Source organism: Leptospira sanjuanensis (assembly GCF_022267325.1).
GTDB lineage: Bacteria > Spirochaetota > Leptospiria > Leptospirales > Leptospiraceae > Leptospira > Leptospira sanjuanensis.
The window spans coordinates 2,921,433-2,933,148 of the sequence record NZ_JAIZBG010000001.1 but is presented as its reverse complement, the minus strand read 5'-3'; the positions used below and the strand labels follow the sequence as shown (position 1 = coordinate 2,933,148).

The 11,716-nt window shown below is 45.0% G+C and carries 14 protein-coding genes; 9 read left to right on the top strand and 5 right to left on the bottom strand.

What is annotated here, in order from left to right; genetic code table 11:
• Positions 1-5: 5 nt before the first annotated feature.
• From LFX25_RS13180 to LFX25_RS13170, 3 genes are all read left to right on the top strand, one after another.
• Positions 6-926, top strand: coding sequence for a septum formation inhibitor Maf (locus LFX25_RS13180; RefSeq protein ID WP_238730647.1), 921 nt, complete (start codon positions 6-8; stop codon positions 924-926).
• Between the two features lie 91 nt (positions 927-1,017).
• On the top strand, positions 1,018-1,497 hold the full coding sequence (locus LFX25_RS13175) for a hypothetical protein (RefSeq protein ID WP_238730646.1): 480 nt from the start codon (positions 1,018-1,020) through the stop codon (positions 1,495-1,497).
• A gap of 101 nt (positions 1,498-1,598) precedes the next feature.
• Positions 1,599-1,991: a TIGR04452 family lipoprotein gene (locus LFX25_RS13170; RefSeq protein ID WP_238730645.1), complete on the top strand. Its 393-nt coding sequence runs from the start codon at positions 1,599-1,601 to the stop codon at positions 1,989-1,991.
• A 33-nt stretch (positions 1,992-2,024) separates the two neighbouring features.
• Here the strand turns inward: LFX25_RS13170 and LFX25_RS13165 are convergent, their stop codons facing one another.
• From LFX25_RS13165 to LFX25_RS13155, 3 genes are all read right to left on the bottom strand, one after another.
• Entirely contained in the window at positions 2,025-2,441 is a 417-nt protein-coding gene (locus LFX25_RS13165) for a globin family protein (protein WP_238730644.1), read from the bottom strand.
• A 121-nt stretch (positions 2,442-2,562) separates the two neighbouring features.
• Positions 2,563-3,633: an LIMLP_03685 family anti-sigma factor gene (gene rsx, locus LFX25_RS13160; protein WP_238730643.1), complete on the bottom strand. Its 1,071-nt coding sequence runs from the start codon at positions 3,631-3,633 to the stop codon at positions 2,563-2,565.
• A gap of 10 nt (positions 3,634-3,643) precedes the next feature.
• Positions 3,644-4,186 (bottom strand): RNA polymerase sigma factor, encoded by a 543-nt coding sequence (locus LFX25_RS13155; RefSeq protein WP_238730642.1) that lies wholly within the window; start codon positions 4,184-4,186, stop codon positions 3,644-3,646.
• A 59-nt stretch (positions 4,187-4,245) separates the two neighbouring features.
• Here LFX25_RS13155 and LFX25_RS13150 point away from each other — a divergent pair, with 59 nt between their 5' ends.
• The 5 genes from LFX25_RS13150 to LFX25_RS13130 all read left to right on the top strand — a co-directional run bounded on the left by LFX25_RS13150 (position 4,246) and on the right by LFX25_RS13130 (position 8,779).
• Positions 4,246-5,091: an LA_0442/LA_0875 N-terminal domain-containing protein gene (locus LFX25_RS13150; protein ID WP_238730641.1), complete on the top strand. Its 846-nt coding sequence runs from the start codon at positions 4,246-4,248 to the stop codon at positions 5,089-5,091.
• Positions 5,092-5,160: 69 nt separating this feature from the next.
• Positions 5,161-5,874, top strand: coding sequence for a sigma factor SigX-regulated lipoprotein (srp, locus tag LFX25_RS13145; RefSeq protein WP_238730640.1), 714 nt, complete (start codon positions 5,161-5,163; stop codon positions 5,872-5,874).
• Positions 5,875-6,111: 237 nt separating this feature from the next.
• Positions 6,112-6,816, top strand: a complete 705-nt coding sequence (gene srp, locus LFX25_RS13140; protein ID WP_238730639.1) for a sigma factor SigX-regulated lipoprotein — start codon at positions 6,112-6,114, stop codon at positions 6,814-6,816.
• A 233-nt stretch (positions 6,817-7,049) separates the two neighbouring features.
• On the top strand, positions 7,050-8,192 hold the full coding sequence (locus LFX25_RS13135; RefSeq protein ID WP_406600533.1) for a carbon-nitrogen hydrolase family protein: 1,143 nt from the start codon (positions 7,050-7,052) through the stop codon (positions 8,190-8,192).
• Positions 8,193-8,242: 50 nt separating this feature from the next.
• A complete protein-coding gene (locus LFX25_RS13130; RefSeq protein ID WP_238730638.1) occupies positions 8,243-8,779 on the top strand; it encodes a DUF773 domain-containing protein in 537 nt (178 codons plus the stop codon).
• A gap of 88 nt (positions 8,780-8,867) precedes the next feature.
• Here LFX25_RS13130 and LFX25_RS13125 read toward each other — a convergent pair whose 3' ends face one another.
• Positions 8,868-9,860 carry an alpha/beta hydrolase gene (locus LFX25_RS13125; protein WP_238730637.1) on the bottom strand — a complete coding sequence of 331 codons (993 nt, stop codon included), beginning with the start codon at positions 9,858-9,860 and terminating at the stop codon, positions 8,868-8,870.
• 245 nt (positions 9,861-10,105) lie between these two features.
• Between LFX25_RS13125 and LFX25_RS13120 the strand changes: the two genes are divergently transcribed.
• Positions 10,106-10,678 carry a hypothetical protein gene (locus LFX25_RS13120; RefSeq protein ID WP_238730636.1) on the top strand — a complete coding sequence of 191 codons (573 nt, stop codon included), beginning with the start codon at positions 10,106-10,108 and terminating at the stop codon, positions 10,676-10,678.
• 109 nt (positions 10,679-10,787) lie between these two features.
• On the opposite strand, the gene thiL is transcribed toward LFX25_RS13120, so the two are convergent.
• Complete coding sequence (gene thiL, locus LFX25_RS13115) at positions 10,788-11,714, bottom strand: thiamine-phosphate kinase (RefSeq protein ID WP_238730635.1); 927 nt, start codon at positions 11,712-11,714, stop codon at positions 10,788-10,790.
• Positions 11,715-11,716: the final 2 nt, after the last annotated feature.

The following is an 11,716-nucleotide window of genomic DNA, read 5'->3' as shown; positions in this document are numbered from 1 at the left end:
AATCCATGAAGCGGCTCATTCTACTTTGGATTCTCATCGGATTTTTACCCTATTGTAAAGAATCCGTTCCACCGTCCGCAATCGCGACTCCTACCGATCCGCGGGAGCGCTTCCGTTCGTATTGGGAAGCGGGAACCGCCGAGATTTCGACTTACAATCTGAGCCAGGTTCGTTACGGAGAAAATCATGCGGGCAAGGCGATTCTTGTGTTCGTTACGGAAGACTTCTCCAAAACGAAACAAGTCAAACTCGATCAACCCGAACTCGCCGAAAACGATCGCGCCAAAGTATTAAAGCTCAACTTCGTAAAGAATTTCGTGACGGGGATTTACGCGTATTCGATGACCCTTTCCGTTTTTACGCCGTTGGAAGCGGACAAATATCCGCATACGTTGAAGGAGTCCATGTCCTCTCAGGAATGGTGCGGAAACGCATTCGCACAATTGAATTTAGATAAGGATCAATTCAGAATCGAATCGTATTCTTATTTCGAGTCGGAAGGGGATACGAAGTTCTTTTTAAAAATCGAAATTCTCGAAGACGAACTCTGGAACCGAATCCGTTTGGATCCGGAGTCCGTACCTACCGGAGAAGTCACGTTGATACCCGGGTTATTTCACGTACGACTCAATCATAAGGAATTAAAACCACTCAAAGCGGTCGTTACGAAGCAGAACCAGGAAAACGATTTTATCTATACGATCTGGTATCCGGAAGAGGAAAGGACTCTGAAGATCAGAACGGATTCTTCATTTCCGTTTAAAATTCTCGCATGGGAGGAAACCTTTTTGGATTTCAACGGACATTTAATGACTACCTATGCGGTGTTGGACGCGAGCATCCAGAGCGATTATTGGAATCGAAACAAGAACGAATTCCGGGATTTGAGGAAAAAACTCAAACTTACCGAAGACTCTTTGTTTTAAGAGGTTGTCAGCCTTCTGCCTCTCAAAGAGCCTGTGTTTTTAATCGTATATTCGAAAAATCGAAAAGAGTCTAAAACTCGCGGGAGGAATCGTGAACATCGAAATCGGCAAAGGATTAAACGGTCTTTATTTTGGAATGTCCAAGGAAGACGTAACGTCGAAGTTGGGAGAGCCCGACGAAATCTACGACTATGATTACGAAGGTTCTCTCTCGACCGGGTTCGAATATTTTTCTCAGGAATCGGAATACGAATTCGATAAGGACGAAGGCGATCGTTTGTATTCGATCACGATTTCCAATCCTTCCATCCGTTTATTCGGAAAACCGATCATCGGAGAATCGATCGAAACCATCCGCGAACTCCTGAGTAAAAACGGGATCGACGATTTCGAAGAGGACGATGAGGAACACGATCACGATGATCATGACCACGACGAGGATCATGTCCACGGAGTGACCGCGTTCTCCGATAAACTCAACGCGATTTTTCAGTTCGAAGAAAACGAACTGATCTTTTTCGGATTTAGCCCGCTCTTCAAAGACGACGAGATCGACTGGCCGAAATACTAATCCGAGTCCGGCAAATGGCCGATCCGAAAATCGTTTGACTTTGTCTTTTTAAACGAGAAGCTAAAAGGTCGAATCTCGATTTTATCCGCGGGGTTGTGGTTATGATGGTTCGTATTCGGATCGATCGGTTTTTATCGTTCGTTTTGTTTCTAACGTTCAGCTGCGCCTATTTGAACGTGAATCCCAGTCTTGTCACCGGAGCGGAAGCGAAAGAAATCATCAACGATCGACTTCTCTTAAGTCGAATCGTTTACTTTATGGCTTTGGGCGAACCGGAGCCGGTTCGTTCGAACGCCGCGGCCGGATTGACGCTCACCGTCTTGATTCCCGACGGTATCGGGATCGACGAAAAGAAAATGTATCAGAAAGATGCGGTGGACGAATGCGCGGATCAGATCTTCTTCGTATCCCTGATCTCTACCGGACTTTCGACGTTCGTTTGCAAAGCGACCAACCCTCCGATCAGTATTCCCGTTATCAGTAGAAAATTATAATATTTTAAAATTTTGCCGCGATGAACGTTTCGCTCAGCTCCACTGGAGAGTTTCCGCCGAAGCTGCGTAGATCGCCTTAAAAACTTCTTCCCAACTGTCCTCGACTTCGTGCGTATACCAAGGCCCGAGCCATTCCTCAAGCGCAAAGATCCAAGCTTTTTCCAAAAGAGGAAGCTCTTCCGCTCGGTTGCAGATTTTAATACATTCCATTCCGAAAGAATGAATCGCCTTCTCGAATTGTATTTGTTGGGAACTGGAAAGGACGATATTTCTCGCCGAGTTCATAAAGGATCGAACTTCTTCGAGCTGAAGTCTGCTGAATATATCCTCGTATTTCGAGTTATTTTCTTTCAGATAAAAGAAAAACAATTCGGCGAATTTAATTCGATCCAAGTTGATGATGTCAAATGAAGCGATTAAACTCTTGAGTTGATTTTCCGTCATATTCATATCCGATCTCCGTGAACGATCCCGTTGAAAGATGCGGATAGGATAATCGATGTTCGAGTAAAAAGCTTCTTACTTTATAAGCCAGTGAAGATCAGAATATAAAATGGTATCACGGAACGCCTCATTCATGAAACAGTTCCAACTCCAACACCTCGGTTTTGTCGATTCTCGTTACGTTTCCTTTCGAGTCGGTTAGAACATAAATTTTTTCCTCTTCTTCCAAGGTGCCTAAATACGCCTTTTTATCCTTTAAGACGATTTTGTATACGGGTTCGGACGACGGATTTTTACCGGAGAATTCTTTCTGAACTAAGGTCATCGTTTCGCGGTTATGATTCGTCTCGTCTCCGTTTACCGTTTTCCGGGAATCCTGCGAAAGTTTTTTGTATCGATCGAGTTCGATCGATTGAATTTTTTCGACCTCGATTCGAATCTCCGAAGACGATCCGGCTTTTTCTTTTTCGAAGACGGAATACTCGGCATAGATATCCGCGGTGATTTTGAGTTTCTGCTCGATTCCGCGAGCTCGAACCGCGCCTTCCAGAACGAGGATTCTATCTTTTTCCTGGTTGCGTTTTGCGGTTAATACGAGTGTCGTTCCTAACAACTCGGAATATAGGGAATGAACCCGGGCGGTAACTTTTAAGGAAGGATTTTTCTTATATGTCGTAAATATTACAATTCCTGAATTTAGTTCCAGATCGATTTCGGATTCTCCCGAAAAAATTTTGAATTCCGAGTCTGGAAGAAGACGGACGACCAAACCCAATTCTCCCTCGATCTTGTAATCGCATAAGGATTCTTTTCCGGATTTGAGAAGAAGGGAACGTTTTTCGTTTTTCATCTCGCAGGAGCCGGTTGTAACGGATTTTACGGTTTCAAAGCGCGTTTCCTCACGGAAGAAAAAGAGAAAGTAGAACCCGAGAATTCCGAGTAAAAACAGGCACGCGGCGGCCAATATTCCATTTTTAGAATATTCAGAGAATTGAAAATTCCTGATTGAGGAAACGTTTTCCTCTTTCCCTGAGTTCGGTTCGAGTGATCCGATTTTATTTTTTAATTTCATCAACTCGAAGAATTCTTTTTTGGATCGGGGATCGTTTAAAAATTCCAAGAGCTCTTTTCTTGTCATTTCGTTTGCCAACGCGCGCTGCATTTGGGTTCTTCGGCTTTGATTTTGATTCGTTGACATGATATTTCTCCTAATCACCTTCAAAAGCGAAATCTGCGCGTTGCAGTTTCAATCTTAATACTTGTAACGAAGCGTAAGTCTTGCGATTTACCGTACGCACCGATATTCCCAATGAGTTTGCCGTTTCCTGAATCGTGCATTTCTGCATAAACCGAAATCGGATGATTTTCCTTTCCAATTCCGGTAATTGTTCGATCTCTTTTCGAAGAAGATCCAATTGTTCGTCTTCTTCTTCCGATTTTTTTTCCGTAGTTGCGATCGCTTCCAAATACAACTGCGAATTATCGATTTCCTTATTTTGAACCGTATTCTTCTTTTTAACCGAGTCCAAGAAATGATTCTTCGCGATCGTCAGTATCCAGGAGGTTTCATTTCCTTTTTCGGGGTCGTAATTCCCCCAATAACGCAGTACCTTGATAAAGGTTTCTTGGCAAACTTCTTCGGCTTCTTCAACGGATGCTCCTTTGCTTATAATGAATCTATAAATTATTTCGTAATTTCTCGAATACAATCCGTCGAAATCAAAAGTTTGCTCTTCGAAACTTCGGCTCATCTATTTTTATTAACGAGTTGACCTTTTGAAAAGCGCCAACGAAATCGGAAAAAAATAAAATGTTGAATCGATTCCTGATTTTTTTTCTGATCCTGATCCCCTTTTTTGTTCCTATCTTTACGCTGAATGCGAAGTCGGTTTTGCTTAAAAACGGCAGAAAGATCGAGAATGTGAACGTAAAAATCATCTCTTCGGGATTTGAAGTTCGTTATAAAGACGGGAAAATCGAACGATTCTCCCTGCAAGAAGTGCAGAAGGTTCATTTTTCGGATTCGATTCCGGAAAAAAACTCGCCCGTTGTTTCGAATCAAGATAAGTCAAAAAATTCTTTCCAAAAAACGAAAAACGAAAATCCGAAAGAAAAAGAAGAACTCGTAAATCCGCTTTCACCGAATCCGAACGAAGAATCGGCGAGTCCGTCCGAACCCAAACAAAAGTCGAAGGCCGCCGTCGTTGCCGAAGGTCTGATTCCCGGTTGGTCTCGTTTGGTTCGTTCCGATTCGTATTCTTGGAAAGGGGTAGGTTTCTTTTTGATGGCGGCGGAACTCTTTCTCGCTTATAAAAGTTACGTATATCTCAAAGCACCGACTCCGGGGCAAGAGGCGGATCTTCCTCCCTCTTCTCAGATGTTGATCGCTATCGCGCTGAATGATAATAACCTGATCAACGTGGCCTTTGCGAATTCTACCTATTCAAATTCTCAGAAAGTCGTTCTTTCGGATGGAACGGTGATGGAGAGGGACCGTTATTTTCAAGATAGACAAATGTATGTTTCAGCGTTCGTTTTCGTTTTATTGCTCGATGCGTTTTTGGGTTACCGTCAAGAATTCAGAAACGTTGTTCCTTCTTTCAGCGTTTCCTTCCAACATAAGGAAGTATCGGGAGGAATCACGATTCGTTTTTAAATACGGCGTGGCACAATTTTTTTTTTGAATCGTTGGCTTGATTAGAATCCATCAGGAGGACTCAAACCAATGTTTCAAAAAATATTCTTTACGCTGACGACCGTCTTGCTCGTGATCCAATGCGGAGGCAAAGGCGGAGACGATTCGAACGAACAAGCCGCGCTTCTTTTGGCGCTGATGCCTAAGGACCAGGGAATTTCCGGTGTGTATGCGATCTTAGCCAAACAAAACGGCGGAGGAGGAGGCGGTGCGGGAGCGTATTCCAAAGGAAACGTTTCTCCCTTTCAAGCATATAGCGGTACGTATCCTTGTCCGAGAGGCGGTAGCGATACGGCCAACGGAGATATAACTATGGGTATGGCGGGAGGCGTCTTTACCGCGACTTTGACCGCAATCAAACACACCTACACGGCCTGTTCTTTCCTCGCTCCTCGTATCGACGGATCCAGTCAGGATTCTTCGTTGCTGGTTCTGAACGGAGACGTTTTACAGTCTGGAACGATCTCTCAGACCATGGATCCGGCAAATACGTCGACTTTGATTAAAGTTACTCAGAGCGGAAGTTACAATCTTTCTTCCAGTAATTATACGGTGAACGGTTATCTTTATCCGAAGTTCGATCTTACGTTTTCCACGAACAATTCCAAACTTACGATCGAGAACGCGAACGATCTGGATAAAGCGACTGTGACCGTAGACGAAACGACTCACGTTACGGGTACGATCGGCGATAAGTCGATCGATACCACTTACACCTTAAAAACCACTTTTAAGATGAAGTAACCGCCGTTTCGACCCGTCGATCGATTCCTTTTGCGAGAACCGAATCGGCGGGTTAAGAACTTCTTCTTTGAAACAATGTTCCTTTCGATTTCGCTTAACATTTTCTGCCGTCCATTCGCTTCGAAAAATTTTATTTCCAAATTAAGTGCGAAAATTCCCTCATTTTTTTTTCGGATTTCTGTCTCAGAATGTGGCCGTGACTTCCATATTTAGATCGTTCCTTAGGAGGATCCAAGTATGAAACTTAAAAAACTGATTCTATCGTTTACTCTTTTGCTGTTTATTTCCAATTGCGGGGAAAAGAAAGACGATTCGCAGAATAACGCTCTTTTGCTGTTGGCTTTACAGAATCAAAACCCGGGTATCTCCGGTTTGTATGCTTCGTTGATGGCGCGCAGCAATAACGGAGGCGGCGGAAATTACTCGACCGGAAGCGTTTCTCCCTTCGCTTTGATCACCCAGTCGCAAGATTGTCCCAGAGGCGGAAACATGACCCTCGCCGGAGATCTTACGCAAGCCATGAACGGCGCTTCGATGAACGCTCAATTTACGGGAATCAAAATCACTTATACCGCTTGTTCTCTGATGGCGCCGAACGTGGAGTCCGCCGGTAATTCTTCGCAAATGCTTTTGGAAGGAGAGCTGGAACAAAACGGAACGATGACCGTGACCGTCGATCCTTCCTCGACTCAGAGTTTGCTCAAAACGACCGGGAACAGTTCGATGACGATCAGCTCCAGTTCTTATAAAGTGAACGGTTATCTGTATCCTAAGTTTGAAGTCACGTTTACGACTACCGGCTCGAAAACCACGATCGAAAATGCGAACGATATGGACAAGGCGGTTATGACGATCGAAGAAACGGTGAACATTTCCGGATATGTCGGGAGCGAAAAAGTATCCGGTTCTCATAGTTACAAAACACAGCTTAAATTGAAATGAGTCCTATTTCGCCGAGGGACTCGAATCCCCCGGCGTTTCCCGTCTTAGAATTTCATTCCCTTCGCATCTCGAAACTTCTTTCCGTTCGAATCGAAAGTTCCCGTAAAAATTTAAAAATTTTGAATATTTATAAATTGGAATGTATTTCGAGCAAAGGGACGGCTTTTTTATCCTTCGATTTCTTATAAAAATAGAGTTGAGCGAAATCGAGACCGATGACAAAAAAGTCCCCGGTGAATCTTATGAACAAATACGTTCTTCTTTTGGTCGCAATCGTTTCCCTATTCTGCGGCCATTTCGTTTGGTCGTTTACGGGCCGTTCCCATTCGATGAGAAAACCCGATCTTCGTTTGGAGCGGATCGAAAGTTTCGGCAAGGACGTAAAAAAAGGAAATCTTTTGGGCGTTCAGCCTTGGATGATTCCGAACGATTATTCCAAAGAGGAGAATTTTCGGGAAAAGATCGAATCGTATCTCGAGACAGCCCACAAAAGAGGATTCTTAAATTCGAAAACGATCGTCGTTTTCCCGGAATATTTGGGAACTTGGTTGGTGGTTGCGGAGGAAAAAGAATCCGTGATTTCCGCTACGAAAATCGAAGAAGCGATGCGGACTCTTGTTTTGAGCAACGCCTATTCGTTCATCTGGAATTTACTCAAGGCCAAAGGAAAGGATTCCGTAAGGGACGCTTTGTTTCGAATGAAATCAAAAGAAATGTCCTCGATTTACGTTCGCACGTTTTCCGAATTGGCCCGTAAATACAAGATCACCATCGTTGCCGGGTCGATTCTTCTTCCCGAACCTTCGGTCGTAGACGGAACCTTACGCGTCGGGCACGGGGCGTTAAAGAACGGATCCTTCGTATTTTCGAGCGACGGTAAAGTCGTGGAGAATTCTCCCTTGAAGATTTATCCGATCGAGGACGAAAAAACCTTCGTCGAAGCGGCTCCGATCGTAGACCTCAAGGTTTCGTCCGTTCCGGCGGGAAGGATCGGGGTTCTGGTCTGTGCGGATTCCTGGTTTCCGGAAGTCTACGATACATTCAAAAAACAGAATGTAGATTTCGTAGTGGTTCCTTCGTATGTGGCGCCGGATAACGCCATGGCTGCGGTTTGGAAGGGTTATAACGGAGCTTCCAATCCGAAGGACGTTTCTGCTCTTGACGTCGATCGGATCACGGAAGGGGAGGCTTGGTTGAAATACGCGCTTGGGGGAAGAATGTCGAAGTCGGGCGCGACTCACGGGATCAACGTGTTCCTCAGAGGTTCTCTTTGGGATTTGGGTTCGGACGGAGAGACCATTTGGGTGAAACGTTCGATCGCTAAGACCTTTCCCCGTATTCACGGAGCAAGCATCGTAAACCTCTGGATCGATTGAGGAAAAGATTTATTTCTTGAAAACTCTTTGAAAAGGAATCTCCTTGGCGCATGTCACTATTTCTTTTTGAAACCTTTGCAGATAATTTTCAAACCAAGCACAAAGACGTAACCTCCGGAAAATGGTTCGGATTAAATTCTTTGAATCTAGATGGAAAACCCTTTGTTACCTTTTTTCAAGGCGAACTCGTTTTGAAACTCGGAGCGGATAAGATCGCCGAGATCATTTCCCGTTATCCGGGCGCAAAACTTTTCGATCCGTCCGGAAACGACCGAGCGATGAAGGATTGGCTTCAGGTTCCCGTGGAATTCCAGGAAGACTGGCCTTCTTTGGGCGAAAGCGCTTACGATCTCGCCGTGTTGAATCAGGAAGCTTCCCCCGCTCCGAAAAAAGCCGCCGTAAAAACGGCTAAGAAGAAGGCTCCGGCTAAAAAGAAAAAGGCCGCTCCGAAAAAGAAGACCAAAGCCAAAAAGGTTTCACCGAAAAAAGCGAAACCTAAAACAAAGGTGAAGGTGAAGGCGAAGCCGAAAGCCAAGAAGAAGGTCGCGAAGAAAAAGACCGCGGCTAAAAAGAAAAAGAAGAAGTAGGTAATCGGTAGGCCGTAAACCTCTTTTCTGTAAGGAGGTTTACGGAGGATCGGTTCGAAGCGATACGGAGCAATGCGTACCCGAAACGTTATTTCTTCGGTTCGAACACCTTTTTCAAAAATTCTTCCTCCTCCTTGAGGATCAACGTCTTATCGCTCTTCATGTATTTGGAAAACAACACGTGATCTCCGAGTTCTATCCTTACCGCCTTATTCAACGGACTCGCTTTCCCATTCGCATTCAATTTTTTGAATGCGTTTAACATCGATTGAACGGAAGCCGACGCGTCCTGTTCCTTATCGTTCTTATAATAATAGAACAAAAGAACGGGAGAAGAAATCTTGGAGAACGGATCGGTTCCTAAAATGAATTCGCGCAGATCCGAAAGATTTTGAACCGCTGCGAGATATTGATCCCTATACCAGAATGCGCTTGCAGGATCGCGCTTTTGAGCTTCCGTGGATTTGCGGATCTTTCCCATTACGAGATGTGCGAAATCCTTTCCCCAGGAGAATTGATAGATTCCTCCGAGGGCGCTCGTGAAATCGTAAAAGGGAGATCCTAAGATCAAAGCGTGAACCCGTTCCGGATACTTCGCGGCCAAATACGTCGAAATCAGACCGCCCATGCTCGTTCCGATTAGAATCGTTTTGTTTCCGAGTTTTTCCGTTTCCAAAAGTGCCGTCTCGGAATCCTGAAGAATCTCTTGAAACGTGGTGTCTCTGTGATCTTCCAGATTGGTTCCGTGTCCCGGAAGACGAACGTAATAAAGATTCGCTTTTAAATCCTTTGCGAGTTGGTCCGTGACTTCTTCCCCTTCCGCGCGGGAAGCTCCGAAGCCGTGGATATAAAGAATGGCGTATTCCGTTTTACCGGGAGAATAACGAACCAGCTTTTCTTCGTTATTCGGTCTGGCCTTTTTCTCCTGACTGATTTTAAGTTTCTCTTTGTAATACGCGTCGAAGTCGGAATGTAACGGAACCGTTTTGTATTCGTATTTCGGCGTTCCCGCATAAAACGTGACGACGAGAAAAAGGGCGAACGTTCCAAAAATCCCCAGGGCCCACTTGAGTATCTTCATCTTTTTATGTTTCCTCACTACTCGAATGGAACAATTCAATCCTTCGGATTTGATCCTGCAAGAAAAATTGTTTGGAAGGATTTGCGGTCTTTGTTAAGATGACTTCGTTTTAGGATCGTTCCGCAAAACGCCGATCGAACGGCTCGGGTGGGAAGAATTCCCCCGAATTCAATACAGAAGCGGACGTCCGGTGTTTCGGGTTCGGATTTTCATTTTAAAAGGAATTCTTTTTTAAGGAGAATCGTATGAATTCAGTTGCCTCTTCCATGCGGGAGAATCCCAAAAAACTAATCGCGTTAGTTTTCCTCGGCGGGATCGGTCTTGCTCTTTGCGATCAAATCCACGTACAGTTCAACGTGCTGAGATACTTTCATTTCGGAGTATTCGGTCAGGCTTGGTGGGTGGCTCCTCAATTCGTACTTGCAACTTTACTAATGTATCTCGGGGCTTCTTTTTTTAGGAAAGAAGCGGAAGCCTTCGATGTTCGTGATTTCGTTTTAAGTCTTATCTGGTTCGTTGCGGCGTATCTTGCCAGCGGAATCTTTGCGGGCAGTGCCTATACGCTTGCAGCAATCTACTTAGGCGCTTGGCTTTTCCGGATGATCTTTTCGATGGAAGCGAAGTCTTTGACTGTCTTTTCGATTCTTCTTGCGATCGGAGGAACCGGCGCCGAAGCGATCATTTCCGGCGCGGGACTGTTTGTGTATAAGCGGCCGGACTTTTTATTCGTTCCGATCTGGCTCCCCGGTTTGTATCTGCACGGAGCGCCTTTGATCTGGAATCTGATCTCTTGGGTCAAACAGGAAAGTCGTTCGTAAATTTTACCGTAGGAAGTATAACATCCAAATAGAATATTCTCATTGTCGAATGTTCTATTCGGATAGGGAATCACACTTTTGAAACTCGGGCTAATCGGCGATATTTCCCCTAAAAATGCTCGAATCCCCTGTAGTTGAACTCGGATTCCGTCCCGTTCGCATTAAAATATCGGACACCTTTCCATTCTCCCGTTGCTCTTCCGATCTTTGTAAGGGCGATTCCGCATAACGTAGCGGGGAGTTCCTGCGGACTCAAAAACAAAAGTTCCAATTCTTCCCCGGAACCGAGCGCCTCGTTCAAACTTAAAAAAGCCTTCGCGTTTGCGGGAAGAGGAACCGCGTCCAAATCGATTTTCAGACCGAGTTCCGACGATGACGCGAGTTTCGGGAGATCCTGCAGAAGACCGTCGGTCAAATCCATACAACAAGAAACTGGATATTGTCGCGAAAGTTCGCGAGCGACGTTCAAACGAGCTTTCGGTGTCAGATGTTTTTCTAAAGCGAGCGTGCGAAGAGGTTCCGTCACATCCAAATGTTCGCTGAGAATCTTATATCCCAATTGAGAAAGTCCGACCGAACCGGTGAGATACAAAAAGTCTTCCTTCTTACCGCCCGAACGTTTCCAAGGGGTGGCCGTAACTCCGATCAAAGTCAAAGTCAGATTCAAAGAAGAAGAGCGATACGTATCCCCTCCGCACAGCTCGATTCCGTAAGAGGAAAGCGTTTCCTGCAAGGCCGATGAAAACGGAAGAATCCATTCTTCTTTTGAAGCTTTTGCGCTGAGTCCTAAATTCAAAAATGCTTTTGTGGGAACTCCACCGCCTGCGGCGATATCGGAGACGTTCACTTCGACGAGTTTTCGGGCGATTTCTTTCGGACCGCTCCATTCGTTTCTAAAATGAGTTCCTTCGCAGATCGTATCGGTGGTGAAGATCCGACCTTCGTCGTCCAGATAACAGTCGTCAGTCTGAACGCTGCCGGGAGGATACAGAACGCGGATGATTTCAGATTCTTTCAAAATGGAAATTTCCTTCAAAA